This window comes from Pseudaestuariivita sp., from assembly GCF_052825805.1.
In genome coordinates, this window is sequence record NZ_JBRBVB010000005.1 from 188,081 (window position 1) to 214,168 (window position 26,088).

Here is a 26,088-nt window from a genome sequence, read left to right on the forward strand (position 1 = left end):
ACGACACCTTACGTTCTGAAACCTGGTGACACGTTTATTGGAGCACTTATCTGGCAACGAGGGATCGGCTGGATGAAGATTCATTCATTGTCGATGTGCCTGCCGGCGAGCAATACCGGCTTAGAACCGAAATCAATGAAGAACTTATACGAGCGACCTATCTCGACATCTCCCATTTCGAGATTTTCGACAGCGTGTCGGGGTCGAATATACACGTCGTCCCGGCCAGAGATAACTTCGGTGTCTACCCTTACGAAATCGACCTGATTGCCAAGACATCTCTTACATCTGGTGATGATCAAGTCAGCGAAACTGCCGATTTCACCTTCATCGACGGCTTCGAGGGCGCGGACTGGCTGTCCGGCAGCGCTGGAAGCGATGTATTTTACGGCGGTGACGGCGATGACAGCCTCGCAGGCTTTGGCGGCCAGGACCTTTTGGAAGGTGGTGCCGGCAACGACGTGATATCCGGAGGAAGTGGTCAAGACTACGTGTTTGGAGGCGCGGGCGACGACCTTATCGACGGCGGCAGAGCATTCGATTTCATCGAAGGCGGTTTGGGTGACGACACGATCCGTTCGGGTCTCGACGGCGCACGAATATCAGGGGGTCCGGGCGCGGACAACTTGACGGGACTTGGGAGAATAGACGGTGGTCCGGGAAACGATCATATCGAGGAGCTCCTCGGCCCGTTCCAGGAGCGAACCTCAGAATTTAGAGGGGGCCGGGGTGACGACACAGTAATAGGGCAATTGGGGCCCATTGAGGTCATCGGAGCGCGCGGCGATGATGACATACGTGGCAGCGTCAGCGACGACACATTGAGGGGCAATCAAGGAAACGATACAATCTCAGGGAGAGATGGGGCCGACCTGATCAAGGGCGGCTTTGGCGATGACGTTCTGAACTCCGAAAACGGCGAAAACACGATTGAAGGCGGTTTCGGAAACGATCTGATTCAGGGCGGGACAGACGCAGACATCCTGCGCGGCAATGCCAACCGTGATACGGTGGTGGGTGGCAAAGGAGACGACGAGATTTGGGGCAACAAGGGCGCGGACGAAGTGCGCGGCGGGCGCGGCGATGACACCCTTTATGGCGTTTGGGGGCGACGACACGCTCAAGGGCGGGATCGGCAGCGACCTCTTTGTGTTCCGCGGCAACGCCGGCAACGATGTGATCGTCGATTTCGACGCGAGCCGGGACAGCCTCCTCCTCGAGAACACACGCATCACCAGCGTCACGCAGGACGCGGTGGGCACACGCCTCACTTTCTAGGGAGGCGGGTCGGCTCTGCTCGAGGGTGTCACGCTGACCGAGGCAGAGCTTACCATCGACACCGTTCTGAGCTAGCCGCGCGCGCGACAAAGCCCACGACCCCGGCACCAGCCGTGACAACTCGTCAGGCCAGGCCCACGCAAAAGACCCGTCCACGACCGGCCCCCGTGCTCGGCGAAGGATGCTGGCTCGGAACAATTTAGCTTCAAAGGCAACGCATGGATTGTCATCGCAGTGGCCTGCGCACCACCATATTAACGCTCCCCCACCTTGAAGCATTTACAATGTTGGCAGCCGTAGCCCGTCGATGGCCCCCGCGCACGACCAAACCAACAAAGCGCAAGCGCCGCGCTCTCAGTTTCTCCGCGCAGGGCGAGATCACACCAAACGTCCGCTGCTGGCGATGCCTGACACAACGTCCGAACTATTGCGCCCTTCCCCGGTGATCCTGATTTTCCAACAGGCCGTCGCCACCCCGAGCCCCCAGTTTCGCCCAAGTCCTCCGATCGCTCATGCCGCCGCCGCGTAAGCCGCGCGATCACGCCTCGAACAGCCGCCACCGGCAGCATAGCGCACCGGACCCCTCCGCTTCCGCGCATGAACCATATCTGGCGCGAGGCCCGACACGTCGGAAGTGATCGCAGACGCGCCCCGGCCCACGCGCGACACTCCTTCATTCTTCGGTTCGTAAATACCTCGGGGAGGGTTTGGGAGGGGCTGGCCCCTCCTAATGGATCGACGCCAAAGGCGGCGAAACCACAGCAGTTCAGCGACCCGCAAACAGCTCTCGCAACGTGTCCTCGCCGCACACCGATTGTTCCAATCGGCAAAAGGTCAGAGTCGATCGTGGGGTTTACGTCCTCCAAGAACTCCCAAAGCGCCGGCTCTGAAGCCCACGCTAAGTCTCCATTCGAAACGTCCGGATGCGCGTTCACACCTCGCAAGATGTCTGTGCAACGCCCTTTGCGCCGAAATGCTCCGCAGATCACCCGGCAAGAAGGCGCTGAGTATCCTCCACCTTAGCCTACTCTTTTGAGGTGTCAGGTCCGAGCCGATACCCTCATTTAGAGAGAGGATCTTGTATGACAACCGTTATCGAAACCGTCGACGCGCCTGACCGGTCGGCTCAAGAACAAACACCCTACACCTTGACGCTTGGCGACATGGTCCAAGGGAACTTCAGAAACGATCGGGACGATCCTGACTTCGACCCTTTGACCGATCAGGTCAGCGACACCTAACGTGTCGAGGTGGAGGAAGGCACGATATTTCGGATTCCCACTGACGACAATCTGTCGACCTTTTTCGGAGCAACAAGCCGGATCGGCTCGATTTGGGAAGTCAGAGTCTATTAGGCCCCCGCGGATGTCGGTTACCTCAACGTAAGCCCAGTGCATGACGCGCCAGCCGATTATGAGTACACGCTCTCGCTTTTGCATTTGACCGAGCTTACCGAAGATAATGATGCCACCGACCTGACGTCGGCGGACGATTTCCTCACTGGCCTGTCGGGGAATTATCTCATCCACGGGCGAGGCGGCGATGACGCGGTTTTTGGCGGTGACGGCAATGATACCATCCGCGGCGGCACGGGCCGGGACCTGCTGATCGGCGGCGACGGGAACGACGTCATTTTCACCGGTCCCGGCGTCGAACAGGGCGAAGTCCAGGCGCACCACGTGTCAGGCGGAGACGGAGATGACCGCATATTCGGCGGCGGCGGCACGCGCGACTGGCTCTACGGCGATGATGGCAACGACACGATTGATGGGGGCGGCACAAACGGATCTAACGGCGCCGCCAACATCTACGGAGGTGACGGCAACGATCAGCTCTCCGGCAGCAGATCCATCTATGGCGGCGACGGCGACGACACCATCTCCTTGCACACGAGCGCAGATGCGCGCGGTGGCTCTGGGAACGACTTTGTCATTGGCAGTGCTGGCCGCGACGAGATTGAAGGTGATGACGGCGATGACGCCCTCTACGGCCGTGCGGGCGACGACTTTCTCGTTGCCGGAGACGGCAATGACGCCGCTTATGGCGGGCGGGGCGCAGATCGTCTGGCCGGTAACAAAGGCGATGACTTTCTGAAAGGCGGGCTCGGCTACGACACCATCGTGGGCAACGAGGGCGACGACACGCTCGAAGGCGGACGCGGCGAAGACGTCCTACGCGCCGGGTTCGGCGACGACCTGCTCGACGGCGGCGACTTGCGTGACAGACTTGTCGGCGGGTTTGGGGACGACTCGCTGACCGGCGGCGCAGACCGCGATACGTTTGTCTTCGCAGCCGATCAGGGCGATGACGTGATCACCGATTTTAATTTCGACGAAGACATCTTGCGCCTTCTGGACGACCAAGTCGCGTCTGCCGAGCAGGACGCCGAAGGCACGGTTCTCTCGCTCGAAGGGGGCGGGACGATCCTGCTTGAAGGGCTCTCGGTCGAGGTGACCGATTTGTCGATCACCTACCTCAAAATCTAGCCGCCCTCAAAGCGACGCGGTGATGCCGCCGTCGACGAAGACCGTCGTGCCGTTCACGAAGGATGAGGCGTCCGAGGCGAGGAAGATGCAGGTGCCGACGAGCTCTTCGACCTTGCCCCAGCGCCCTGCGGGGGTGCGTTTGGCGAGCCAGGCGGAGAACTCAGGGTCCTCGACCAGCGCCTTGTTCAAAGGCGTGTCGAAATAGCCGGGCGCGAGGCCGTTGCATTGCAACCCGTGTTGCGCCCAATCGGTCGCCATGCCCTTGGTCAGGTTCGCCACAGCGCCTTTGGTCGCCGTGTAGGGCGCGATGCCGGGGCGGGCGAGCGCGGTCTGGACCGACGCGATGTTGATGATCTTGCCCCTGCCGCGCCCGATCATGTGCCGCGCCACCGCCTGGCCCACGTGAAAGACCGACGCGATGTTGGTCTGCAGAAGGCGCTCGAAGGCGTCGGCGGGAAAATCCTCGAGCGGCGTGCGGTGCTGCATGCCGGCGTTGTTGACGAGGATGTCGATGGGGCCGTGCCCAGCCTCGAACCCATCGACCGCCTGCCGCACGGCGTCGTGGTCCGTCACGTCGAAGGCAAGCGTATGCTTGGCACCCAGCTTTTCGGCGGCAGCCGCGAGCTTGTCCGCATCCCGCCCGTTCAAGACGATCTCGGCGCCTGCATCCTGCAACCCCTTGGCGAGCGCAAACCCGATCCCCTGCGAGGACCCGGTGATCAGCGCGCGGCGCCCGGTGAGATCGAAAAGGGATAGGCTCATGCGTGCGCTCCAAGTCTTGCGGCCAGCGTTTCACCCGGCCTAGCATGACCCCGAGCCACAACGGAGGGCAAGCGATGAGCTACGTCGAGGCACATGATCCGGTCTTTCACACCTATGTGCTGGGGAATTCCCACCTCAAGCAGATCGCGACGGGCTTTGACTGGACCGAAGGGCCGGTGTGGTTCGGCGATGCGGGCTGCCTGCTGTTCTCGGACATCCCGTCGAACCGCATCCTGCGCTGGACGCCGGGCGAAGGGGTCACCGTCTACCGCGCGCCCTCCAACTATTCCAACGGTCACACCCGCGACCGTCAGGGGCGGCTGATCTCTTGCGAGCATGGCGCGCGAAGAGTGACCCGGACCGAGCATGACGGCTCGGTGACGGTGCTTGCAGAGAGCTACGAGGGGAAGCCGCTGAACTCCCCGAACGACGTGGTGGTCTCGAAGGATGGCACCATCTGGTTCACCGATCCGCACTACGGGATCATGACGAATTACGAGGGGTTCCAATCCGATCAGGAGCTGCCCTGCATGGTCTACCGCCTGAACGCTGAGACCGGCGAGATGACCGCCGTCGTCACCGACATGCAATGCCCCAATGGCCTCGCGTTCTCGCTGGACGAGACGCAGCTTTACGTCGCCGACACCGGGCGGATGTACTCGGACGACCCTTGCGCGATCCGCGTCTACGACGTGGCGGGCGGGGAAGTCTCCGGCGGCAGGCTCTTTCACGACATCGACACCGGGAAGGCGGACGGCATCCGCCTCGACACCGACGGCAACGTCTGGTCATCCGCAGGCGACGGCGTGCACTGTATCGCGCCGGACGGACGGCTGCTGGGGAAGATCCTGGTCCCCGAAAAGGTGTCGAACCTCTGCTTTGGCGGACGCGCCAAGCACGAGCTCTTCATCACCGCGACGACCAGCGTCTACAAGGTCACGCTGAACCGGCAAGGCGTGCAGCACCCCTGACCGCTACGGAGTCGCCGAGCGCTGGACGCGGCCTGCAAAACAAGGCATGACGCCGCCCGATGGCCAAGCAACTCGACTTTCACACGATCAAGGAGATCTTCACCCGGTTCCAGGCTGCCGAGGCCGAACCGGTGGGCGAGCTCGACCACGTGAACGCCTACACGCTTGTCGTCGCGGTCGCGCTGTCGGCGCAAGCCACCGACGCCGGGGTAAACCGCGCCACCAAAGAGCTTTTCCAGATCGCCGACACGCCGGAAAAGATGCTCGCCCTCGGCGAGGAAGGCGTGATCGAGCACATCAAGACGATCGGCCTTTACCGCAATAAGGCCAAGAACGTCATCAAGCTCAGCCGCATCCTCGTGGAGGAATACGGCGGGGAGGTCCCCAATTCCCGCGCGGCGCTCTACGGCCTGCCCGGCGTCGGGCGCAAGACCGCCAACGTGGTGCTCAACATGTGGTGGAAGCATCCGGCGCAGGCGGTCGACACCCATATCTTTCGCCTCGGCAACCGCTCCGGCATCGCGCCAGGCAAGGACGTGGACGCGGTCGAGCGCGCCATCGAGGACCACATCCCAACGGAATTTCAACAGCACGCGCATCACTGGATGATCCTACACGGACGCTACATCTGCGTCGCACGAAAACCCAAGTGCGGTGCGTGCCTTATCAAAGATTTGTGCAAATTCGAGGACAAGACCGAATGACCAAAGAACTCAACGTGACCGGCATCGGCAACGCCATGGTGGACATCCTGGCGCGCTGCGACGACGCCTTTCTGGTAGGCGCCGGCGTCGACAAGGGCATCATGCAGCTGATCGACATGGACCGCGCCGTCGACCTCTACGGCAAGATCGGCCCGGCGCGCGAAGTCTCCGGCGGCTCGGCCGCCAACACCATCGCCGTCATCGCCGCCCTCGGCGGTTCGACCGCCTACGTCGGCAAGGTCAAGGATGACCAGCTCGGCCACATCTTCGCCCACGACATGCGCGCCATCGGCGGGGTCTACGAAACGCCCCTCGCACCCGAAAACGACCCACAGGAAACCGGGCGCTGCATCGTGCTCGTGACCCCCGACGGGGAACGCTCGATGAACACCTATCTCGGCGTGACCGAACACCTGACGGCGGACGACATCGACCCCGAGCAGATCGCCAAATCCGAATGGATCTACCTCGAAGGCTACCGGTTCGACGGTCCCGAAAGCCACGCCGCCTTTGCCAAGGCCATCGACGCGGCGAAGGGCGCGGGCACCCAGGTCTCCCTCACGCTCAGCGATCCCTTCTGCGTCAGCCGCCACCGCGACGCCTTCCGCAAGATGATCGTGGACGGGGTGGACCTCTTGTTCTGCAACCGCGCCGAGCTGCTCTCGATGTACGAGACCGAAGACTTTGACGCCGCCTTGAAGACCTGCGGCAGCGAGGTCTCCATCCTCGCCTGCACAGACAGCGAGAACGGCGCCTATGTGGTGGCAAATGGCGAGATCACGCATGTCGGCGCGGATCCGGTGGACATCGTGGACGCCACTGGCGCGGGCGACGCCTTTGCCGGCGCGTTCCTCTATGGCATCACGCATGGCGCCGACCTCGCGACCTGCGCGCGCATGGGCAACCTCGCGGCAGGCTCGGTCATCGCGCACATCGGCCCACGCCCCGAAGCGGACCTCAAAGCCCTCTTCAAAGACGCTAACGTCTGACCCCCATAAAAAGAGTGCTCATTTTATGGGGCATCAAAGCGGGCAAGCTGAAACCTGTTGTACTCGAAACTGGTGTGCACGCGCCGGCCCGAGGGGTGGCGCATCGCGCCGCCCGTTTTGCCGGAGGCAAACCTTCGGTTTGACGGCGCCGGGTCGGCGCGGCCTGAAAGTACCTGTCAGGCGAGCACTTTGATTTGAGCGAGGGATCATAAGGCCAATGTTTGCTTGCTTCAGATCATTTGCCCGGCGCGTTTGCGTGCCGGGCCGTACATAGCCGCGAGCGCAAGAATAACCCCCGACACCGTCGCGATCATCCCCGCCGCACTCACCGAGTTCTGCGCGCCGAGCCACAGCGGGCCATAGCCCGCCAGCACATAGCCCAGCACCGCGGACAGTACCGCGAACGCGAGGCTCCACGCCACTTGCGCGCCCAGCCGGTTGGTCATCAGCCGCGCCGCCGCGGGCGGACAGATGAACATGGCGATCACGATGATCGAGCCGACCGCGTCAAAGGCCGCGACAGCGGCCACCGCCGAGACGACGACCAGCGCCACCCCAAGCCTGCCTGTCGCAACGCCGACCGAGCGGGCGAACCCTTCGTCAAAGGTCGCCATCGCCAGTGGCCGCCACAGCACCAGCGTAAAGAGCGCCACGCCCAGCGCGACAACCGCAATCCGCATCAGCTCGGGCGGCAAACCGGCAAGCGCCACCGGGTCCCAAAGCGACGACCAGCCGGTCGCATCGAGCCAGATCAGGCTCTCGAGATTGCCAAAGAGCGCGTGCTCCACATCCAGATGCACGTTGGACGTGTCCGACTGCTCCAAAAGCAGCACCCCGCCTGCAAACATCGCCGTAAACGTCACACCCATCGCCGCGCCCGGCTCGACTTTGCCGAGCCGCCGGATCCCCTCGATCATGGCAACCGCCACGAGCGCCGCCGCGCCCGCGCCCAGCAGCATCGGCCAGGTCCCCACGGTGCCGGCCACAAGAAACCCCACGACGATCCCCGGAAGCACAACGTGACTGATCGCGTCCCCGATCAACGCTTGGCGGCGCAAGAGCAGGAAATTCCCCGGCAGCGCGCAGGCGATGGCCGCAAGCACGCCGATCACCAGCGGCGGCAGGGACAGGGCGACGAACTCGGCACCCATCAGCGTGCCGCCTGTGGGCTTGGCATCTGCGCATCGACCTCGTCGATCTGATCCGCCGTCAGGACCTGCTCGATCGGGGTCAGCCCGTCATGCGCCGCCGCGACACCCGCCAGATGCTCCGTCGCGCGGGCAATCTGCCACCGGCGCTCGTCGCGCAGCGCCTTGGCCGCGCGCGCCCGCCCCGCCTCCGTCGCCACGCCGTCCGCGCGCGCAAGACCCGCCCGGCGCAGGATGCGCAGCGTCAGCTTTTCATAGATCGGCTGGCCCGTTGCCAAAGCCAAGAGCCCCTGCCGCAGATGCACAGCCACCTGGAAGCGCCGGTGCCGCAAGGCCGCCGCGACCACGCCCCGGCTCGGCGCGCAGAGAAAGGACAGGACAAATAGGGCAAATGCCACTAGCACGATGATCGGCCCGGTCGGCAGACCCGGCGCCGTCGCCGAAAGCGCCGCGCCGAGGTAGCCTGCCAGCCCGCCGATCAGCCCTGCAATCAGCGCCAGACGCCCTGCACGGTCCGTCCAGAACCGCGCCGCCACCGGCGGGATGATCAAGAGCGCGACCACCATGATGAGGCCCACGACCTTGAGCCCCACGACAGTCACCGCCATCACCAGCAGCATCAGCGCCATGTCGATGCGCGCCGTGCGCGTGCCGGTCGCCTCGGCAAAGCCGGGATCGAACGCCACCAGCGTCAGCAGCCTGTGCAGCAGCGCCACCAGCCCCAGCGTCAGCGCGCCCCCTGCCGCGATGAGCACCGCATCGGCAAAGAGCATCCCCGCCGTCGAGCCCAGCAAAAAGCCTTCGAGCCCCGCCTGCCGGCCCACCGGCAACGTCTGGATCACCGTCAGCAGTACGACGCCAAAGCCGAAGAACACCGACAGGACCGCGCCGATGGCCGCGTCCTCGGTCAGGCGCGTCCGGCGCGTGAGCAGCGACACGCACACCAGCCCCAGCGCCGCCGTCACCGCCGAGCCGATCAGCAGACCCGGCAGGAACCGCCCGTCCCCGCCCAGCGCAACCATCACCAGAAAGGCAAGCGCCACACCCGGCAGAGTTGCGTGACTGACCGCGTCTGACAAAAGGGCACGTTTGCGCAAGAAAAGGTACGTCCCCGCGCCACCCGCCGCCATGCCGAGCGCAGTCGCTCCAAGCGTGACGAGGGTGACGTTGTAGCCGAGCCCCAGCGTGAGGGCGTCAGCCAGCATCCAGCTTCAGCTCGCCCAGCTGCGCCGTCGCGAGCCTCCCGCCGTAGGTCTTGCTCAGCGCGTCGGAGGTGAAGACCTCCGCCACCCGCCCCTGCGCGATGCGCGAGCGGTTGATGAGAAAGACGTGATCGAAATAATCCGGCACCGTCGAGAGGTCGTGATGCACCGCAACCACCGTCTTGCCGGTATCGCGCAGGCTCTTGAGCACGTCGATGATCGCCGCCTCCGTCGCCGCATCCACGCCGGCAAAGGGCTCGTCGAGCAGGTAGAGGTCCGCCTTCTGCGCCAAAGCCCGCGCGAGGAACACGCGCTGTTGCTGACCGCCCGAAAGCTGGCCGATCTGACGGTCCGCAAAATCCTCCATCCCCACCCGCGCGAGGCAGTCCATCGCCTGCGCGATGTGCGGCTTGCGGATGCGGCGCAAGAGGCCCAGCTCCCGGCTCAGCCCCATCAGCACGACGTCGATCACGCGGGTCGGAAAGTCCCAGTCCACGCTTGCCCGCTGCGGCACGTAGGCGATGCGCGGGAGCGCCCCTTTGAGAGCGCGGCCGTAGACCTCCACCCGGCCCGACAGGGGCGTGACGATCCCGAGCATCGCCTTGAGCAGGGTCGACTTGCCCGCGCCATTGGGTCCGACGATGGCCATCATCGCGCCTTCCGGCACGTCCATGTCCACCGAGAAGACAACCGGCGTCTGGCCATAACTGACCGTCATGCCCCGCACCTTGAGCGCCTGCCCGGCAGGGCCGGCGACAGCGGTGCCGTCTTTGCGCGCGAGGGTGAGGGTCATCAGTTGGTCTCCATCGCCGGGCTCAGCGACAGCTTGCCCGCCATGCCGGCCGCCGGCACATCCGCTCCAAGCGCGCCCGCAATCACCGTGGCATTGTGATCGAGCATGCCAATCAGCGAGCCTTCGTAGGTGCCGCGCGCGCCCATCGCGTCGGAAAAGAGCTCTCCGCCGATCGACACCTCGTGCCCGCGTGCTGCGGCGCCTTCGATCAGCGCGCGGATGTTGCGGTCGCTCACCGAACTTTCCACGAACACCGCGCGCACGTTGCGGTTGACCAGCAGGTCCACGAGCTCCGCGATGCGGTGAAGGCCCGCCTCGCTTTCGGTGGAAATGCCCTGGATGCCCATGACCTCGAACCCGTAGGCGTCGCCAAAGTAGCCAAAGGCGTCATGCGCGCTCAAAAGGATGCGGGAGGCTTCGGGCACCTGACCCAGAGACATCTCGGCATAAAGCCCCACCTCTTCGAGCTCGGTCACAAATGCCTTGAGGTTGGCCGTAATTTCGGTCGCCTGCTCGGGACGCATGTCGATGAGGACCTCGGCCACCCGCTCTGCGACCCCGCGCCAAAGGCCCGGCACCATCCAGACATGCGGGTCGAACCGGCCTTCGTAGTCGTCATGCCCGCGCAGCACGTCCTGCGGGAGCGTCTCGGCCAGCGCCTCCACCCGCGTGCGGGCGGCGAGCGTGTCGAGAAAGTCCTCCATCTGCGCCTCGAGATAGAGTCCGTTCCAGAGCACCAGATCGGCGCGGGTCATTGCGACGATGTCGCTGCGGGTCTGACGGTAGGCATGCGGATCGACGCCCGGACCCATCAGCGCCTGCACTTCAACGAGGTCGCCGCCGATCCGCTGGGCCGTGTCGGCAATCATGCCGGTGGTGGCGACGATCTTGAGCGGTGCGGCCGCGCGCGCGGAGAGCGGCAAAGCAGCCGCAGCGGTCGCGGTGGCCAGAAAAGTGCGGCGGGAAACGGGCAGCATGATGGAATTCCTCTGTCGTTGAAATGAATATGAGAGTCATTCGCAAGACGTCAAGGCCGCTGCGAACGATTCTCAAATGCAAGAGGCCGCACCGCTTTGCGGTTGCGCGTTTCTGCGCCATACTATGTCCAAGATGGGCCCAAGGCTTGCGGGCGCCCCTGCCGCATGGCACACGGGCAATTCCTTTACCATTTGGTCAAAAACCGGAAAGGCTGGAATGGACAGCACGGCGACGACACTCGAAACGCTGCCGCAGACGGTGGAGGCGCGCAATCCCGGCATGGAGCTGGACCTCAACTGGGTGATGCGCGCGACCGCCAACCGGTCCGCGATCGAGCGGCGGGCCGCGACACTCCCGGGCCGCCGGTCTGTGAAGAAGGACTTTCAAGCCGCGTGGCTGGCCAAGGCGATTGCCTGCATCGACCTGACCACCTTGTCCGGCGACGACACCGAAGGCCGCGTCCGCAGGCTCTGCGCCAAGGCGCGCCAGCCGGTCCGTGCGGATCTGCTGGAAGCGCTTGGCCTGCCGGGTCTGACCACCGGCGCGGTCTGCGTGTACCACGACATGATCGAGACGGCCGTCGACGCTTTGAAAGGCACCGGCATTCCGGTGGCGGCCGTCTCGACAGGCTTCCCAGCTGGCCTTTCACCGTTCAACTTGCGCGTGGCGGAAATCGAGGCGAGCGTCGCGGCGGGTGCCTCGGAGATCGACATCGTCATCTCCCGCCGTCACGTGCTGACCGGCAATTGGCAGGCGCTTTATGACGAGATGAAAGCCTTTCGCGCCGCCTGCGGGCCGGCACATGTCAAGGCGATCCTCGCGACAGGCGAGCTTGGCACGCTGCGCAACGTCGCCAAGGCGTCGCTCGTCTGCATGATGGCGGGCGCCGATTTCATCAAGACCTCGACCGGCAAGGAGAGCGTGAACGCCACGCTTCCGGTCAGCCTCGTCATGCTCCGCGCGATCCGCGAGTTCGAGGCGCGCACGGGCTTTCGCGTGGGCTACAAACCGGCGGGCGGCATCTCGAAGGCGAAGGACGCGCTGGTCTATCTTGCGCTGATGAAGGACGAGCTGGGCGATCCCTGGCTCGAGCCGCATCTGTTTCGCTTTGGTGCCTCGTCGCTGCTCGGTGATATCGAGCGGCAGCTGGAGCATCACGTCACCGGGGCCTACTCCGCCTCCCACCGCCACGCGATTGGGTGAGGGCAGGATTTTGAGTTTATTTTGGAAGGTGAAGCCATGAGCGTTTCCGAGATCTTCGACACGATGGACTATGGTCCGGCGCCGGAGAGCTTGTCGGAGGCGATGGCCTGGCTCGATGGCCACGGGCGCGCGTTTGGCTGTTTCATCGACGGCGCATTCACCAAGGCGCGGGGCGATTTCGAGAGCCGCAACCCGGCGACGGGCGATGTGCTCGCCACGGTGACGCAGGGGACTGCGGAGGACGTCGAGGCGGCGGTGAAGGCGGCGCGCAAGGCGCAGGGGCCGTGGGCCAAGCTGGGCGGCGCGGGGCGCGCGCGCGTGCTTTATGCGCTGGCACGGGGCTTGCAGAAACACAGCCGGCTTTTCGCGGTGCTCGAGACGCTCGACAACGGCAAGCCGATCCGGGAGAGCCGCGACATCGACGTGCCTCTGGCGCAGCGGCACTTTTACTATCACGCGGGTATGGCGCAGCTGATGGAGGAGGAGTTGCCGGACCGCGCACCTGTGGGTGTGTGCGGGCAGGTGATCTCCTGGAACTTCCCCCTGCTGATGCTCGCGTGGAAGATCGCGCCGGCGCTGGCGATGGGCAACACGGTGGTGCTGAAACCGGCGGAGTACACGTCTTTGACGGCCCTGCTCTTTGCGGAGCTCTGCAGTCAGGCAGGCGTGCCGGACGGCGTGGTGAACATCGTCACAGGCGATGGTCAGACCGGAGCGCTCATCACCGAGCATGACGGCATCGACAAGGTCGCCTTTACCGGCTCGACCGAGGTGGGGCGGCACATCCGGCGCGCCACGGCAGGGACCGGCAAGGCGCTGACGCTCGAGTTGGGGGGCAAGTCGCCCTACATCGTGTTCGAGGACGCCGACCTCGACTCGGCTGTCGAGGGGCTGGTGGACGCGATCTGGTTCAACCAGGGGCAAGTCTGCTGCGCGGGCTCGCGGCTGATCGTGCAAGAGGGCATCACAGAGGATTTCTACGCACGGCTCAAACGGCGGATGGATGGGTTGCGCCTCGGGGACCCGCTCGACAAGTGCATCGACGTCGGCGCCATCGTGGACCCGGTGCAGCTGGAGACGATCCGCGCGATGGTCGACGGCAACACCGAAGGCGAGACCTACGTGGCAGCCTGTGCCGTGCCGGAGGGGTGCTTTTATCCGCCGACGCTGATCACCGGGCTCTCGCCCGCGGCGCAGCTGATGCAGGACGAGATCTTTGGCCCGGTGCTGGCGGCGACGACCTTCCGCACGCCCTCCGAAGCGGTGCAGGTCGCGAACAATACGCGCTACGGGCTGGCGGCGAGCGTCTGGTCCGAGAACATCAACACCGCACTCGACATCGCGCCGCAGCTGAGCGCGGGCGTGGTCTGGGTCAACGGCACGAACATGTTCGACGCGGCGGCGGGCTTTGGCGGGGTGCGCGAGTCGGGCTTTGGCCGCGAAGGCGGGTGGGAGGGGCTGATGGCCTACACCCGGCCGGCGAAGGCGCGCAAAGCGGTGAAGCAGGTCACGGCATTTCCGGCGGGCAAGGCCGCGCTCGGCACGCTCGACCGCACGGCCAAGATGTACGTGGGCGGAAAGCAAGCGCGTCCTGACGCAGGGTACTCGCAGCGCATCTGGTCCAAGCAAGGCAAGCTGCTGGGCGAGGTCGGGCTGGCGAACCGCAAGGACGTACGCAACGCGGTGGAGGCGGCGCACAAGGCGGCTGGCTGGGGGAAGACCACCGGTCACCTGCGGGCGCAGATCCTGTACTATATCGCGGAGAACCTCTCGGCGCGTGAGGCGGAGTTTGCGGCGCGCATCGACGATCTGACGGGTGCCAAAGGCGGGAAGGCCGAGGTTGTGGCGTGTCTCGACACGCTCTTTTCGGCGGCGGCCTGGGCGGACAAGTTCTCGGGCGAGGCGCGCTCGGTGCCGATCCGGGGGCTTGCGCTGGCACTGCGCGAGCCGACCGGCGTGGTGGGTGTGCTGTGCGAAGGGGCCTCGCCGCTGCTGGGGCTGGTGAAGCCGATGGCAGGCGTGATGGCGATGGGATGCACGGGTGTCTTTGTCGCCTCGGAGGCGTTTCCGCTGGCGGCGACGGACTTCTACCAGGTGCTTGATACCTCGGACGTGCCGGGCGGGGTGGTGAACATCCTGACCGGCGCGCATGGCGACGTTGCAGGCACTTTGGCGGACCACATGGACGTCGAAGCGGTCTGGTCGTTTTCGGACCCTGCCCTCACCAAGCGGATCGAGGAAGGCGCGGCGGGCAACCTCAAACGGACCTGGTGTCCGGTGGGCGGGGTTGCAGACTTGCCAATGCGGGAGGTGCTGGAAGCGGCGACTGAGGTGAAGACGGTTTGGGTGCCGTACGGGGCGTGATGGAGCGGCCTTAAACCGATTACAATTGAGACGGATGTTCACGCGCCGTCCCGCGGGGTGGCGCAATCGCGCCGCCCCAGGGGGGCGGGTCGGCGCGGCCTGACGTAAACGTCAGGCGGATGCCTTGTTTTAGGCGATGTGAACCGTGTCAAAGGTTGCCTTACGGGGCGTGACGGCAGGCGCATAATTTTCTTGCGAAAATTATGTGGCGTCAGTCCCGGTGGTAGGGTGTGCCTGCGAGGATCGAGGCTGCGCGGTAGAGTTGCTCGCAGAGCATGACGCGCGCCAGCTTGTGCGGCCAGACCATACGTCCGAGAGAGAGTGCGCCGGCAGAGCCTTTCCGCAAATGCGCGGCGAGGCCGTCAGCGCCGCCGATTAGGAAGGCGAGGTCGCGGGTCCCGGCATCGCGGAGGTCGGCAAGCTGCGCGGCAAACTCGCGCGACGTGAGGCGGGTGCCGCGTTCATCCAAGGCGATGGTTTGCGCGCCGGGCGGGATGGATTTCTCGAGGAGCACGGCCTCTGCTTCCATCCCGCCACCCTTGCGGTCATCGAGTTGGTGGAGCGTCAGCGGCCCCAAAGACAGCGCACGCCCCGTCTTGTCGAACCGCTGGACATAATCGGCGATCAGCTCCGCCTCGGGCCCGCCCTTGAGCCGGCCCATCGCGCAGATGTGCACGCGCATCGCTCAGGTCGCGGGCGGCGCGTCCGGGCTGGGCTGCATCCACATCTTCTCGAGCTGGTAGAACTCACGCACCTCGGGGCGGAAGACGTGCACGATCACGTCGCCCGTGTCGATCAGCACCCAGTCGCCGGCGCCTTTGCCTTCCATCTTGGCCGACCGGCCGAGGTCCGCCTTGATGTCGGCCACCAGCTTTTCCGCGATCGAGGCGACCTGGCGCGACGAGCGACCCGAGCAGATCACCATGTGATCGCCCATGGACGAACGCCCGCGCAGGTCGATCTGCACGACGTCTTCGGCCTTGTTCTCGTCAAGCGAGGCAAGGATGCGGGTCAGCAAGGCGTCGCTTTGCGCGCCGGTGTCAGGTGAAATGGTGCGGTCCGCAGGTGTGCCTGCGTGGGCAGAGAGAGACAGAACCAAGGTCCTCCATCAAAAGCTAAGCAGCGTCAGCGTTGGCTGTACGTCCAAGATAGCAACGGTCCGGGCAAATCTCAACGTGTGCCGCGGCGTTCAACACTGCGGCAGGTTGGCGGCATCTGTCGCGTCGAGGATTTGCGAGACCGGCACGCCCCGGATCAGCGGGCGCGGCGCCGGGTTTGGCAGCACCACGACAAAGATCGAAACCGAGGCCGCAGGATCGGGCCCACCGCCCACGGCGCAGCCCGACACGTCCACGGTCACGTTGCCCTCGGTGTCGTCCGGCGCCTCGCGCTCCCAATCGCGGATCAGCGCCTGCTGGCCGCGCAGGCGGTCCACGTCCTCGGCCGCGATGCGGAACCGGCGCAAACCATCCTCGCCCGCGCTTTGCGCCAACGCATAAGAGCTGTCGCTGCGTGCGCCGATGTCCCGCCGGTCGGCCACCACGCGCATCACCGCCGCCCCGTCAGGGATGCCAAGCCCGGGCGGCAGCTCGACCAGGACTTCGATCTTTTCGGGGTCGGCGTTCAGCGGCCCGCCGCTTGCCTCGATCTGCGCCAGCGTGCCGTCGTCGAGGATATTGCACCCCGCAAGCGCCAGGATTGTGCACAGAATCGACGCTAATCCGAGGTGGCGCATGGGGAATGATCTCGCTCGCAGAACAATACCCTTCAAGCGTACGCCGAGCGGAAGGGATCGCGCAATGGGCGCTGCACGAGGCCGGCGGAAAAGGCGCGAACGCGCCGTGTCAGTCGAGCGCTTTGTCTTGCAAGCGCGCGGTCTCCTCCCCCGCACCCTCCTCGCCCAGCATGCGCACTTCGCGCTGCGGGAAGGGGATCGAGATGTCGTTGGCTTTGAACGCGTCCCAGAGCGCGAGGTAGACGTTGCCGCGGATGTTGGTCAGCCCGCCCGTCGGATCCTTGATCCAGAACCGCAGGATGTAATCGACCGAGCTGTCCCCGAAGCCCACGATATGACAGACCGGGTCGCGATCACCCAGCACCCGGTTTACGCCCCGCGCCGCCTCCACCGCCAGCTTGCGCACCTTGTGCGGATCGTCGCCGTAGGCCGTGCCGAAATAGATGTCGAGCCGGACAAAGTCGTTCGAATGCGACCAGTTCACCACCTGCCCGGTGATGAGATCCTCGTTCGGGATCAGGTACTCCTTCCCGTCCCGCGTCACGACGCTGGCGTAGCGCGCGCCCAGCGTCTGGATCCAGCCGAACGTCTCTCCGAGGGAGATCACGTCGCCCGGCTTGATCGACTTGTCGAGAAGGATGATCACCCCCGAGACGAGGTTCGAGACAACCTTTTGCAGGCCAAAACCCAGCCCCACGCCGATCGCGCCCGAAAGCACGGCAAGCCCCGTCAGGTCGATCCCGATGCTGCGCAGGCCGATAAAAAACGCGCCCGCGAACAGCACCAGCTGCACCACCTTGACGGCGAGCACCTGCATCGACGGGGAGATGTCGTCATTGCTGCGGATCGAGGCCGACGCCGTCGTGCTGAGGATGCGCGCGAGGGTAAAGAGTACGCCGATGACCACCAGCGCCACGATGACGTCGAGCACCGACAGGCGAAACGCCCCCAGCTCCAGCGCCAACCCGTCGAGAAAGGCACCCACCTCCTCGGCCACGCCAAGGTAAAAGAGCGTCGCGTAAATCCAGAGCGCCCAGGTCACCGTGCGCCGCAGGAAACGGTTGCGCACCAGCTGCGCGGCAAACGCGATGAGCACCCAGACCGCCGACAGCGTCGCGGCAAGCCCGATGAGGTAGGATCGCGACGGCCAGGTCACCTCCTGCATGACCGCCCAGACGGCGCCTGCGAGCAGCGCAAACCAGATCAGCCCGAGCCGGCGGCGGACCTGCACGAGGGCGCGCAGCTGCCAGGGCTTCCACCCGTCGTTGCCTCGGATATACGCGTTGAGCCGCTCGGACGACCAGCGGTGCAGCGCCCAGGCCACCAGCGCGAGCCCGAGGATGATCAGCACCTGGTAAAGCCGCCATCCCGGCTGCGCGAGGCCAAGGGCAAAGTTCTGCACGCCGATCCACAGATCGGTCAGTTGCCCGATCAGGGCGGCGCCGGGGTCTTCGGGGGTCTGCTCCATGCGCTTTAATGTGGCGCGCAGGGGCGGCGGCGGCAAGCCTTGAGCGCTAGTCCAGCGGCACGGCCACTTCGTTGCGCCGGCGGAACGGCAGCGTCATCGGGTCATCGTAGTAGAGCCAGACCGGCGGCCCGCTTGGCTCGAGGCCTTGCGCAGCAAGATGCGCCCGCAGCTTGTCCTCGGCGGTCTGCATCCGCCCCGGTGCGCTGCGCCCCGAAAAGCGGTAGACGAGAAACTCTCCACCCAGCGCCTCGGTCAAGGTGATGTCGGCCCGCTGAGCCTGAGGGAAATCTTCGAGCGCGCGGCCCGGCGGCAGCATGAACCGGATCACCCACGCCTCGCCCTCGCGCATTTGACTGACGGGCGCCGTCATGGCGATCTTTTCAGACGTCGCGTTCTTGCCAAAGATATAGCCCGCCAGCGCCCGGAACCCCTTACTCACAGCGCCACGCGGAGACCCGTCCACGCGCACCTCGACCACCAGATGCGGCGCGTAGCGTCGACGCTCGAAATCGCCTTCGGATGCCACGACTTCATAGGGTGGGATGGCGTAGCCTTTGTAGGTCTGCGCGGCAGAGGTCATGTCGGCTCCAAAGCTGGCAAAGGGCAAAAGGCAGAGGGCAAGGACGGCAATCACACGTGTCATGCCTGGGTATACGCGGACCCTCCGCCTCTGGATGCGTCTTGCGAGAGCCTTGCGAGACAGAGGCAGCCCATGTAAGCCGTAAAACATGACGTTTCGGATCAATCTCGGCGACCGCGCCCGTCTGCGCGAACGCTTTTACGGCGCAGCCCACGCTGTCACGGCGCGCCTATCGGCCTAAGCCGGGCCGACCCCGACCAGCCAACTGACTTTTCGCCAAACCACGGGAGAGGACCCTCATGTCCCCCAAGACGCTTTACGATAAAATCTGGGATGCGCATGTCGCGCACGAAGCCGAAGACGGCACCTGCCTTTTGTACATCGACCGCCACCTCGTGCACGAGGTGACGTCCCCGCAAGCCTTCGAAGGGCTGCGCATGGCAGGCCGCCAGGTGCGCGCACCTGACAAGACCATCGCCGTGCCGGATCACAACGTGCCGACCACCGCGGGGCGCGAGGACCCGTCGAACATGACCGAGGATTCGGCCATACAAGTGGCGGCCCTCGACAAGAACGCCAAGGACTTCGGCATCCACTACTACCCTGTGACGGACATCCGTCAGGGGATCGTGCATATCGTCGGCCCGGAGCAGGGCTGGACCCTGCCCGGCATGACCGTCGTCTGCGGCGACTCGCACACTGCCACGCACGGCGCGTTTGGCGCTTTGGCACACGGGATCGGCACCTCCGAGGTGGAGCACGTGCTCGCCACGCAGACGCTGATCCAAAAGAAGTCCAAGAACATGAAGGTCGAGATCACCGGCAAGCTGCGCCCCGGTGTGACCGCAAAGGACATCACCCTCAGCGTCATCGGCGCAACCGGCACTGCTGGCGGCACCGGCTACGTGATCGAATATTGCGGCGAGGCGATCCGCGACCTGTCCATGGAAGGCCGCATGACCGTCTGCAACATGGCCATCGAAGGCGGCGCCCGCGCCGGCCTCATCGCGCCGGATGAAAAGACCTTTGCCTACTGCCAGGGCCGCCCGCACGCCCCGAAAGGCGCACAGTGGGAAGCGGCTCTCACCTGGTGGAAGACGCTCTATTCCGACGACGACGCGCATTGGGACAAGGTGGTGACCATCCACGGCCCCGACATCGAACCCGTCGTGACCTGGGGCACGTCTCCCGAAGACGTCCTGCCGATCTCCGCCACCGTGCCCGCACCGTCGGATTTCGAAGGCGGCAAGGTCGACGCCGCCCAGCGCGCGCTCGACTACATGGGGCTCACCCCGGGCCAGAAGCTGTCGGACATCGAAATCGACACCGTCTTTATCGGGTCCTGCACCAATGGCCGGATCGAGGACCTGCGCGCCGCCGCCGAAATCCTCAAGGGCAAGAAGATCGCCGTGAAACGCGCGATGGTCGTGCCGGGCTCCGGCCTCGTACGCGCGCAAGCGGAGGAAGAGGGGCTGGCCGACGTCTTCAAGGAAGCCGGTTTCGAATGGCGCCTCGCGGGCTGCTCCATGTGCCTCGCGATGAACCCCGACCAACTCGCCGAGCACGAACGCTGCGCCGCCACGTCGAACCGCAACTTCGAAGGCCGTCAGGGCTACAAAGGCCGCACCCACCTCGTGTCACCCGCCATGGCCGCCGCCGCCGCCGTGACTGGCAAGCTGACGGACGTGCGGGAGATGATGCAATGATCCCGCAATTCGGCGCCGACACCGGCCTGCTCCTGATCGACGTGCAGAAAGGTGTGAACGTTTTCGAACACTGGGGCGGCGGTCCGACGGGCCGGCGCAACAACCCCGAGGCGGAAACCCACATGCTGGCGCTTCTGGACGCGTGGCGCGACAAGGGCTGGCCCGTGTTCTTTACCCGGCACGACAGCCGCGAGGCAGCCTCGCCGCTGAAATTCGCGCTGCCGACGGGCGACCAGCTCGACGGTTTCGAAGTGCAGCCCTCGGACGTGGTCATCGAAAAGGACGTGAATTCCGCCTTCGTCGGTACCGACTTCGAGCTGCGCCTGCGGCAGCTCGGCGTCACCCGGTTGGTGGTGGTCGGCTTTTTCACCAATTTCTGCGTCGAGACTTCGGTGCGCATGGCCGGCAACCTGGGGTACGACACGTATCTGGTCTCGGATGCCTGCGCGACATGCAACCGGATCGGACCGGACGGCACCGACTACGACCCCGAGACGCTGCACGCGATCACGGTGACCAACCTGCATGGCGAGTTCTGTACGGCCCTGACGCCCGATCAGGTGATGGGTTTGATGCGCGCGGATGCGCCCGATCTGGCGCGCGTTCAGGGCAACGAATGAGCCGCGACCTGCAACCATATCCCGTGCGGCACGGTTACAGACCCAACCGTTCCACAACGATCGAGGTCCGCTATGGGCACCCGTGCCATGATGATCATTTCCGGGATCGTGCTGCTGATCGGCGGCATCTTTGCGCTGATCCTTCCGCTTCTGGCGTCGCTGACCGCCACGCTCATTGTCGGCTGGACGCTGATCCTATCGGGCGCATTCCACTTCGTCGAAGCGTACCGCCAAAGCGAGCAGCGGTGGTGGAATATCGGCTTTGGTCTGCTTCTGGTCCTCGCGGGCGCCTCGTTCCTCTTCAACCCGCTGAGCGGCATGCTGTCACTGACCATCGTGCTGGGCGCAGTCTTCTTCGCGTCCGGTCTCATGCAGCTCTACCTCGCATGGGCGCGGCGGCGCACGGACATGGTCTGGCTTTTGGGCCTGTCGGGTGTCCTGTCCGTGGGGCTGGCAGTGCTGATCGCGCTCAACCTCTTTACCGCGGCGGCGACTGTGCCGGGCATCGTGCTGGCCATCGAGCTGATCTCGACCGGTGTGGCCCTGCTCTTCATGCGGCCGGACCCCAGGAAAACCGCGGAAAACGCCAAGACGACCGGAGAGAAAATCCCGGTCTGACGAACCAGCGTCGCGGGATGATCTTGCGCCGTGCTCCTGCCGGGAGTGCGGCGTTTTTCGTGCAGGCCAAGGGCGCCGCACATACCTCACTCAACGCGCCCGCTCTGGGCCTCGGAGGCCAAAATGGACAAGTTTGAAACTCTCACCGGGATCGCGGCGCCGATGCCGCTGGTGAACATCGACACTGACATGATCATCCCGAAGGTCTTCCTCAAGACGATCAAGCGGTCGGGGCTGGGCGTGAACCTCTTTGACGAGATGCGCTATGACCGGCAGGGCAATGAGATCGCAGACTTCGTGCTCAACAAGGACGCCTACCGCGAGGCAGAGATCATCGTGGCGGGCGACAATTTCGGCTGCGGATCATCGCGCGAGCACGCCCCTTGGGCGCTCAAAGATTTCGGCATCAAGTCGGTCATCTCGACCTCTTTCGCCGACATCTTTTACAACAACTGCTTCAAGAACGGCATCCTGCCCATCGTGCTCCCGCAAGAGGCTGTCGATGTGCTGATGAAAGACGCCGAGAAAGGCGCAAACGCGCGCATGACGGTGGACCTCGAGGTGCAGACGGTGACCTCCTCGGACGGAGAAGTTTTCTCCTTCGAAGTCGACGCCTTCAAAAAACACTGTCTTCTCAATGGCCTGGACGATATCGGCCTGACCATGGAAAAGGCGGCGAGCATCGACAGCTTTGAAACGGAGGCGGCCTCGGCCCGCCCGTGGGTCTGAACCGGCCCTAAATCCACGCTGTCACACAACACCTTGTGACCCCCGAAGGCCCGCCCACCAGCGGGCCTTTTTTGGTGCACAGTTTCGCGCCACCCGGGCCGCGCAATTGATGTAATCCCGCACCAGTCCCTCCCACAATTTGCCACAAAAATCCCGCAGGTCTGAATGCAGCTTTACCGGCTGCAGCGATGAGGGCAAAAGTTGGGCAAGAATGAGGCACGTCGTCAAAATTGGCGACACCAAGTTGGAACAAGAGCGCGGCAACGCACCGCGCCTGGCCAGTTTGCGGAGAAACGAGTGGTCGTCACCCGATCCATCGGAGCAGCTGTTCGCGCGGTCCTGATCGCGCTGCTGATCATGGCGCCGTCGGCGCTCCTCAGCCGGTCCGGCGCGGATCCGTCGTTCCTCGTGTCGATGGCCGCCGTCATCGCGGCAATCCTGACCTACATCGAATATTACTCGGAATTTCCCAGCATCGTGGAGTTCCGCGACGCCGCGCCCTTCAACCGGCTGCGCTACATCGGCCTTGCCGCCATGCTCCTGACGCTGGCCCTGGTGGCCAAGCATGAGGTCGCCCCGACCGACCTCACCCACGGGTTGCACTCGATCGGGACGATCCTTGGCGCCGGTCTCGACTTTGCCTATTCGCCCGTGCGCCTCGTGGTGCTGATGATGCCGAACGGCGCGCCCGAGTGGCTGCTGACGGATGTGCGCAACGCGGCGAGCCTGTCCTACGTGCTGTCGCTCAGCTTTCTGGCGACCTTCATCGTGCTGGTGCGGTTCTTCGACTGGCCGGTGCGCTCGCGCGCCTTCAACGTCTGGATCAACCTGCCGCTCTTTGACCCGACCGCGGGCGGGGACGTGCTGACGCGGCTGCGGCGCGATGCGAATGTGAACATCGCGCTGGGGCTTTTGCTGCCCTTCCTGATCCCGGCTGTGGTACGTTTGGCCTCGAACGCGATCGACCCGATGATGCTGGCCGATCCGCTGACCCTGATCTGGACGCTGACGGCATGGGCCTTCCTTCCCTTCTCGATGATCATGCGCGGGATCGCCATGGGGCGCGTCGCCGAGCTGATCGAGGAAAAGCGGAAGGCCACCTACGCAAGCTCGGAAGAAGTGCCGGCCACCTGATCGCGGCGCTGCTCTGCGCCGGCGCCGTCACGGCCGAACCGTTGCGGCTTGCCACATGGCACGCGCCGCTCGAGCGGGACGGTCCCGGCCTCCTGCTCAAGGACATCCGCAAGGGCGAAGCGGCGGAGACCGTCCAGACCATCGCCGCGCTCGAGGCGGACATCCTGCTGCTGACCAAGGTCGACTATGACCTCGACCTTCTCGCGCTCACCGCGCTTCGGGACGCCATCGACGGCGCCGGCTGGCGGTTCGATCACATCTTTGCCCTGAGCCCCAACACCGGCCAGCCGACAGGCTTTGACCTCGACCGGAACGGAAAGCTCGGTGAGGCGCGCGACGCGCAGGGGTTTGGCGCGTTCCGCGGACAAGGCGGCCCGGCCCTTCTGTCACGTCACCCGATCGACCGCGCGGCAGTGCAGGACTTCTCGCAGATGCTGTGGAAAGACGCGCCGGAGAGCCGCATCCCTCGGGACTACTACACAGATGCCGAAGCGGAGGTGCTGCGCCTCTCCCACGGCGCGCACTGGATCGTGCCGATCCGCGTGCGGGACCAGACGCTCAATGTACTGGCCTTCGCTGCCTCCCCGATTGCCTTCGACGGGCCCGAGGACCGCAACGGCAAGCGGAATGCGGACGAGCTCGACCTTTGGCGGCACGTGCTGGACGGTAGGGTGGGCAAGGCTGCCCACCTTACCCCGTTCGCCCTGATCGGACTGGCCTACATCGACCCGAACGACAGCGACGGCGACACGTCCGCTATCCGCGCCCTGCTGGCCGACCCGCGCCTGCAGGACCCACGCCCGCGCGGCCCCGGAGGCACGGTCCACGCCGAGGCGTACCACACCGGCGATCCAGCCCTCGACACCACCGACTACCGCGAGGCCGAGCCCGGCAACCTCCGCCTCAGTTACATCCTGCCTTCCGCGGACCTCACCGTCACCGGCGCGCGGGTCGTCTGGCCTTCCGACGCCCCCGCCGCCGAGGCGACCACCCACTACCCGGTCTGGGTCGACATCGACTTTTAGAGTGGGCGGATTTGCCAAACAATTTTAGAAACGCATATTCACGCGCCGCCCGTTTTGCCGAAGGCAAACCTTCGGTTTGACGGAGGCGGGTCATTCCGTAGGCATGCCTTTGGCATGACGCGGCCTGACGGTACCCGTCAGGCGGGCGCTAAGTACTGGGGTTATGGACTCTTATGCCTAAGCAGCTCCCTATCCCCCGCGCTTGACGCTCAAGGCGCGCGAGGCTACCCGCAGGGCGACGCATCTGACCGGAGAGACCCATGTCCAACCCTTCGCTTCTCATCCTGCCGGGCGACGGCATCGGCCCCGAAGTCATGGCCGAAGTGCGCCGCATCATCGACTGGTTCGGGGAGAAGCGTGGGCTCACCTTTGACGTGAGCGAGGACCTCGTCGGCGGCGCAGCTTACGACAAGCACGGCGTGCCGCTCAGCGACGAGACCATGGCCAAGGCGCAAGAGGTGGACGCCGTCCTGCTCGGCGCCGTGGGCGGTCCGAAATACGACGACCTCGATTTCAGCGTGAAACCCGAACGCGGCCTTTTGCGTCTGCGCAAGGAGATGGACCTCTTTGCCAACCTCCGGCCCGCGCAGTGCTTTGACGCGCTTGCCGACTTCTCCTCGCTCAAGACGGACATCGTCGCCGGCCTCGACATCATGATCGTGCGGGAGCTGACCTCGGGCGTCTATTTCGGCGAGCCGCGCGGCATCCACATGGAAGACAACATGCGCGTCGGCGTGAACACCCAGCGCTACACCGAGGCCGAGATCGAGCGCGGCGCGCGCGCGGCCTTCGAGCTGGCGATGAAGCGCGGCAAGAAGCTGTGTTCGATGGAAAAGGCCAACGTCATGGAATCCGGCATCCTTTGGCGCGACGTCGTGACCGAGGTGAGCAAGGACTACCCCGAGGTCGCCCTCAGCCACATGTACGCCGACAACGGCGCGATGCAGCTGGTGCGCGCACCCAAGCAGTTTGACGTGATCTACACCGACAACCTCTTTGGCGACATCCTGTCCGATTGTGCCGCGATGCTGACCGGCTCGCTCGGGATGCTGCCCTCGGCGTCGCTCGGCGCACCGATGGAGAATGGCCGGCCGAAGGCTTTGTACGAGCCCGTGCATGGCTCCGCGCCCGACATCTCGGGGCAAGGCAAAGCCAACCCCTCGGCCTGTATCCTGTCGTTCGCGATGGCGCTGCGCTACTCCTTCGATCAGGGTGCCGAAGCTGACCGGCTTGAGCAGGCGGTCCAGAACGTGCTGGCCGACGGCGTACGCACCGCGGACTTGATGCAAGCCGACGGCGGCACGCCGGTCTCGACGTCCGAGATGGGTGATGCAGTGCTCGCCAAGCTGGACGCCAGCCTCTGAGTTTGAGGTGAGGTCCCGGGTCGAGCCCGGGATGAGACAGCTCTACCCGCCCCGGACTTGATCCGGGGCCACCGGTACATGTCGGCCTAAACGAAGTCACACTGCACATACTTCAGAAGAAACAGCAGTTCACGCGCCGCCCCATGGGGGCGGGTCGGCGCGGCCTGACAGTGCCTGTCAGGCGGGTGCTTTGAATTGGGCCGCACTCATCAGAGTAGAAATAGACTACGT

Annotated in this window: 26 protein-coding genes and 1 pseudogene; 17 read left to right on the top strand and 10 right to left on the bottom strand. The window is 64.9% G+C overall.

Annotated elements, in window-relative coordinates:
* Positions 1–194 precede the first annotated feature (194 nt).
* The 4 genes and pseudogenes from ACU0B3_RS08600 to ACU0B3_RS08615 all read left to right on the top strand — a co-directional run.
* Positions 195–1,046: pseudogene (locus ACU0B3_RS08600) on the top strand (calcium-binding protein); the annotation flags it as partial.
* Between the two features lie 37 nt (positions 1,047–1,083).
* Positions 1,084–1,278 (top strand): hypothetical protein, encoded by a 195-nt coding sequence (locus tag ACU0B3_RS08605; RefSeq protein WP_446260561.1) that lies wholly within the window; start codon positions 1,084–1,086, stop codon positions 1,276–1,278.
* Between the two features lie 1,082 nt (positions 1,279–2,360).
* Complete coding sequence (locus ACU0B3_RS08610) at positions 2,361–2,519, top strand: hypothetical protein (protein ID WP_446260438.1); 159 nt, start codon at positions 2,361–2,363, stop codon at positions 2,517–2,519.
* 198 nt (positions 2,520–2,717) lie between these two features.
* Positions 2,718–3,764, top strand: a complete 1,047-nt coding sequence (locus ACU0B3_RS08615) for a calcium-binding protein (protein ID WP_446260439.1) — start codon at positions 2,718–2,720, stop codon at positions 3,762–3,764.
* Between the two features lie 6 nt (positions 3,765–3,770).
* On the opposite strand, the gene ACU0B3_RS08620 is transcribed toward ACU0B3_RS08615, so the two are convergent.
* Positions 3,771–4,526, bottom strand: a complete 756-nt coding sequence (locus ACU0B3_RS08620; protein ID WP_446260440.1) for an SDR family oxidoreductase — start codon at positions 4,524–4,526, stop codon at positions 3,771–3,773.
* A gap of 74 nt (positions 4,527–4,600) precedes the next feature.
* Here ACU0B3_RS08620 and ACU0B3_RS08625 point away from each other — a divergent pair, with 74 nt between their 5' ends.
* From ACU0B3_RS08625 to ACU0B3_RS08635, 3 genes are read left to right on the top strand one after another with little or no spacing between them, the layout of a single operon-like run.
* Complete coding sequence (locus tag ACU0B3_RS08625; protein WP_446260441.1) at positions 4,601–5,497, top strand: SMP-30/gluconolactonase/LRE family protein; 897 nt, start codon at positions 4,601–4,603, stop codon at positions 5,495–5,497.
* 59 nt (positions 5,498–5,556) lie between these two features.
* The gene (nth, locus tag ACU0B3_RS08630; RefSeq protein ID WP_446260442.1) at positions 5,557–6,201 is read left to right on the top strand and encodes an endonuclease III; all 645 of its coding nucleotides are present in this window, start codon (positions 5,557–5,559) and stop codon (positions 6,199–6,201) included.
* Positions 6,198–7,190, top strand: coding sequence for an adenosine kinase (locus ACU0B3_RS08635; RefSeq protein ID WP_446260443.1), 993 nt, complete (start codon positions 6,198–6,200; stop codon positions 7,188–7,190). The genes nth and ACU0B3_RS08635 overlap by 4 nt, the downstream gene beginning before the upstream one ends.
* A 230-nt stretch (positions 7,191–7,420) precedes the next feature.
* Here ACU0B3_RS08635 and ACU0B3_RS08640 read toward each other — a convergent pair whose 3' ends face one another.
* From ACU0B3_RS08640 to ACU0B3_RS08655, 4 genes are read right to left on the bottom strand one after another with little or no spacing between them, the layout of a single operon-like run.
* Positions 7,421–8,344 (bottom strand): metal ABC transporter permease, encoded by a 924-nt coding sequence (locus ACU0B3_RS08640; RefSeq protein ID WP_446260559.1) that lies wholly within the window; start codon positions 8,342–8,344, stop codon positions 7,421–7,423.
* Positions 8,341–9,543 carry a metal ABC transporter permease gene (locus ACU0B3_RS08645; protein ID WP_446260444.1) on the bottom strand — a complete coding sequence of 401 codons (1,203 nt, stop codon included), beginning with the start codon at positions 9,541–9,543 and terminating at the stop codon, positions 8,341–8,343. The genes ACU0B3_RS08640 and ACU0B3_RS08645 overlap by 4 nt, the downstream gene beginning before the upstream one ends.
* Positions 9,533–10,333, bottom strand: a complete 801-nt coding sequence (locus ACU0B3_RS08650; protein ID WP_446260445.1) for a metal ABC transporter ATP-binding protein — start codon at positions 10,331–10,333, stop codon at positions 9,533–9,535. The genes ACU0B3_RS08645 and ACU0B3_RS08650 overlap by 11 nt, the downstream gene beginning before the upstream one ends.
* Positions 10,333–11,310, bottom strand: coding sequence for a metal ABC transporter solute-binding protein, Zn/Mn family (locus ACU0B3_RS08655; RefSeq protein WP_446260446.1), 978 nt, complete (start codon positions 11,308–11,310; stop codon positions 10,333–10,335). The genes ACU0B3_RS08650 and ACU0B3_RS08655 overlap by 1 nt, the downstream gene beginning before the upstream one ends.
* A 217-nt stretch (positions 11,311–11,527) precedes the next feature.
* Here ACU0B3_RS08655 and deoC point away from each other — a divergent pair, with 217 nt between their 5' ends.
* Positions 11,528–12,514 (top strand): deoxyribose-phosphate aldolase, encoded by a 987-nt coding sequence (gene deoC, locus ACU0B3_RS08660; protein ID WP_446260447.1) that lies wholly within the window; start codon positions 11,528–11,530, stop codon positions 12,512–12,514.
* A 36-nt stretch (positions 12,515–12,550) separates the two neighbouring features.
* On the top strand, positions 12,551–14,878 hold the full coding sequence (locus ACU0B3_RS08665) for an aldehyde dehydrogenase family protein (RefSeq protein WP_446260448.1): 2,328 nt from the start codon (positions 12,551–12,553) through the stop codon (positions 14,876–14,878).
* A gap of 211 nt (positions 14,879–15,089) precedes the next feature.
* On the opposite strand, the gene rlmH is transcribed toward ACU0B3_RS08665, so the two are convergent.
* The 5 genes from rlmH to ACU0B3_RS08690 all read right to left on the bottom strand — a co-directional run bounded on the left by rlmH (position 15,090) and on the right by ACU0B3_RS08690 (position 18,724).
* Entirely contained in the window at positions 15,090–15,560 is a 471-nt protein-coding gene (gene rlmH, locus ACU0B3_RS08670) for a 23S rRNA (pseudouridine(1915)-N(3))-methyltransferase RlmH (protein WP_446260449.1), read from the bottom strand.
* Positions 15,561–15,563: 3 nt separating this feature from the next.
* Positions 15,564–15,971, bottom strand: coding sequence for a ribosome silencing factor (gene rsfS / locus ACU0B3_RS08675; protein ID WP_446260560.1), 408 nt, complete (start codon positions 15,969–15,971; stop codon positions 15,564–15,566).
* A gap of 96 nt (positions 15,972–16,067) precedes the next feature.
* Positions 16,068–16,613, bottom strand: coding sequence for a hypothetical protein (locus ACU0B3_RS08680; RefSeq protein ID WP_446260450.1), 546 nt, complete (start codon positions 16,611–16,613; stop codon positions 16,068–16,070).
* 109 nt (positions 16,614–16,722) lie between these two features.
* Positions 16,723–18,081 (bottom strand): mechanosensitive ion channel family protein, encoded by a 1,359-nt coding sequence (locus ACU0B3_RS08685; RefSeq protein ID WP_446260451.1) that lies wholly within the window; start codon positions 18,079–18,081, stop codon positions 16,723–16,725.
* Positions 18,082–18,127: 46 nt separating this feature from the next.
* A complete protein-coding gene (locus tag ACU0B3_RS08690; RefSeq protein WP_446260452.1) occupies positions 18,128–18,724 on the bottom strand; it encodes an SOUL family heme-binding protein in 597 nt (198 codons plus the stop codon).
* Between the two features lie 85 nt (positions 18,725–18,809).
* On the opposite strand from ACU0B3_RS08690, the gene ACU0B3_RS08695 reads away from it, so the two are divergent.
* The 8 genes from ACU0B3_RS08695 to leuB all read left to right on the top strand — a co-directional run bounded on the left by ACU0B3_RS08695 (position 18,810) and on the right by leuB (position 25,857).
* Positions 18,810–18,902, top strand: a complete 93-nt coding sequence (locus ACU0B3_RS08695; RefSeq protein WP_446260453.1) for an isopropylmalate isomerase — start codon at positions 18,810–18,812, stop codon at positions 18,900–18,902.
* A gap of 58 nt (positions 18,903–18,960) precedes the next feature.
* On the top strand, positions 18,961–20,367 hold the full coding sequence (gene leuC, locus ACU0B3_RS08700) for a 3-isopropylmalate dehydratase large subunit (protein ID WP_446260454.1): 1,407 nt from the start codon (positions 18,961–18,963) through the stop codon (positions 20,365–20,367).
* A complete protein-coding gene (locus ACU0B3_RS08705) occupies positions 20,364–20,987 on the top strand; it encodes a cysteine hydrolase family protein (protein ID WP_446260455.1) in 624 nt (207 codons plus the stop codon). The genes leuC and ACU0B3_RS08705 overlap by 4 nt, the downstream gene beginning before the upstream one ends.
* Positions 20,988–21,074: 87 nt before the next feature.
* Complete coding sequence (locus ACU0B3_RS08710; RefSeq protein WP_446260456.1) at positions 21,075–21,605, top strand: HdeD family acid-resistance protein; 531 nt, start codon at positions 21,075–21,077, stop codon at positions 21,603–21,605.
* A gap of 123 nt (positions 21,606–21,728) precedes the next feature.
* Positions 21,729–22,334 (top strand): 3-isopropylmalate dehydratase small subunit, encoded by a 606-nt coding sequence (gene leuD / locus ACU0B3_RS08715; protein WP_446260457.1) that lies wholly within the window; start codon positions 21,729–21,731, stop codon positions 22,332–22,334.
* A 297-nt stretch (positions 22,335–22,631) separates the two neighbouring features.
* Positions 22,632–23,468 carry a hypothetical protein gene (locus tag ACU0B3_RS08720; RefSeq protein ID WP_446260458.1) on the top strand — a complete coding sequence of 279 codons (837 nt, stop codon included), beginning with the start codon at positions 22,632–22,634 and terminating at the stop codon, positions 23,466–23,468.
* A gap of 41 nt (positions 23,469–23,509) precedes the next feature.
* Positions 23,510–24,493: an endonuclease/exonuclease/phosphatase family protein gene (locus ACU0B3_RS08725; protein WP_446260459.1), complete on the top strand. Its 984-nt coding sequence runs from the start codon at positions 23,510–23,512 to the stop codon at positions 24,491–24,493.
* A 260-nt stretch (positions 24,494–24,753) separates the two neighbouring features.
* Positions 24,754–25,857: a 3-isopropylmalate dehydrogenase gene (gene leuB, locus ACU0B3_RS08730; protein ID WP_446260460.1), complete on the top strand. Its 1,104-nt coding sequence runs from the start codon at positions 24,754–24,756 to the stop codon at positions 25,855–25,857.
* Positions 25,858–26,088 lie beyond the last annotated feature (231 nt).

Excerpts from the sequence above, each read along its gene's own strand:
- leuB (WP_446260460.1), top strand. The coding sequence starts at position 24,754 with ATGTCCAACCCTTCGCTTCTCATCCTGCCGGGCGACGGCATCGGCCCC.
- ACU0B3_RS08610 (WP_446260438.1), top strand. The coding sequence starts at position 2,361 with ATGACAACCGTTATCGAAACCGTCGACGCGCCTGACCGGTCGGCTCAA.
- deoC (WP_446260447.1), top strand. The coding sequence starts at position 11,528 with ATGGACAGCACGGCGACGACACTCGAAACGCTGCCGCAGACGGTGGAG.
- rlmH (WP_446260449.1), bottom strand. The coding sequence starts at position 15,560 with ATGCGCGTGCACATCTGCGCGATGGGCCGGCTCAAGGGCGGGCCCGAG.
- leuC (WP_446260454.1), top strand. The coding sequence starts at position 18,961 with ATGTCCCCCAAGACGCTTTACGATAAAATCTGGGATGCGCATGTCGCG.
- ACU0B3_RS08650 (WP_446260445.1), bottom strand. The coding sequence starts at position 10,333 with ATGACCCTCACCCTCGCGCGCAAAGACGGCACCGCTGTCGCCGGCCCT.
- ACU0B3_RS08645 (WP_446260444.1), bottom strand. The coding sequence starts at position 9,543 with ATGCTGGCTGACGCCCTCACGCTGGGGCTCGGCTACAACGTCACCCTC.
- ACU0B3_RS08680 (WP_446260450.1), bottom strand. The coding sequence starts at position 16,613 with ATGCGCCACCTCGGATTAGCGTCGATTCTGTGCACAATCCTGGCGCTT.
- ACU0B3_RS08620 (WP_446260440.1), bottom strand. The coding sequence starts at position 4,526 with ATGAGCCTATCCCTTTTCGATCTCACCGGGCGCCGCGCGCTGATCACC.
- ACU0B3_RS08690 (WP_446260452.1), bottom strand. The coding sequence starts at position 18,724 with ATGACACGTGTGATTGCCGTCCTTGCCCTCTGCCTTTTGCCCTTTGCC.
- ACU0B3_RS08685 (WP_446260451.1), bottom strand. The coding sequence starts at position 18,081 with ATGGAGCAGACCCCCGAAGACCCCGGCGCCGCCCTGATCGGGCAACTG.
- ACU0B3_RS08635 (WP_446260443.1), top strand. The coding sequence starts at position 6,198 with ATGACCAAAGAACTCAACGTGACCGGCATCGGCAACGCCATGGTGGAC.
- ACU0B3_RS08665 (WP_446260448.1), top strand. The coding sequence starts at position 12,551 with ATGAGCGTTTCCGAGATCTTCGACACGATGGACTATGGTCCGGCGCCG.
- ACU0B3_RS08625 (WP_446260441.1), top strand. The coding sequence starts at position 4,601 with ATGAGCTACGTCGAGGCACATGATCCGGTCTTTCACACCTATGTGCTG.
- ACU0B3_RS08705 (WP_446260455.1), top strand. The coding sequence starts at position 20,364 with ATGATCCCGCAATTCGGCGCCGACACCGGCCTGCTCCTGATCGACGTG.
- ACU0B3_RS08655 (WP_446260446.1), bottom strand. The coding sequence starts at position 11,310 with ATGCTGCCCGTTTCCCGCCGCACTTTTCTGGCCACCGCGACCGCTGCG.
- ACU0B3_RS08605 (WP_446260561.1), top strand. The coding sequence starts at position 1,084 with ATGACACCCTTTATGGCGTTTGGGGGCGACGACACGCTCAAGGGCGGG.
- leuD (WP_446260457.1), top strand. The coding sequence starts at position 21,729 with ATGGACAAGTTTGAAACTCTCACCGGGATCGCGGCGCCGATGCCGCTG.
- nth (WP_446260442.1), top strand. The coding sequence starts at position 5,557 with ATGGCCAAGCAACTCGACTTTCACACGATCAAGGAGATCTTCACCCGG.
- ACU0B3_RS08710 (WP_446260456.1), top strand. The coding sequence starts at position 21,075 with ATGATGATCATTTCCGGGATCGTGCTGCTGATCGGCGGCATCTTTGCG.
- ACU0B3_RS08695 (WP_446260453.1), top strand. The coding sequence starts at position 18,810 with ATGACGTTTCGGATCAATCTCGGCGACCGCGCCCGTCTGCGCGAACGC.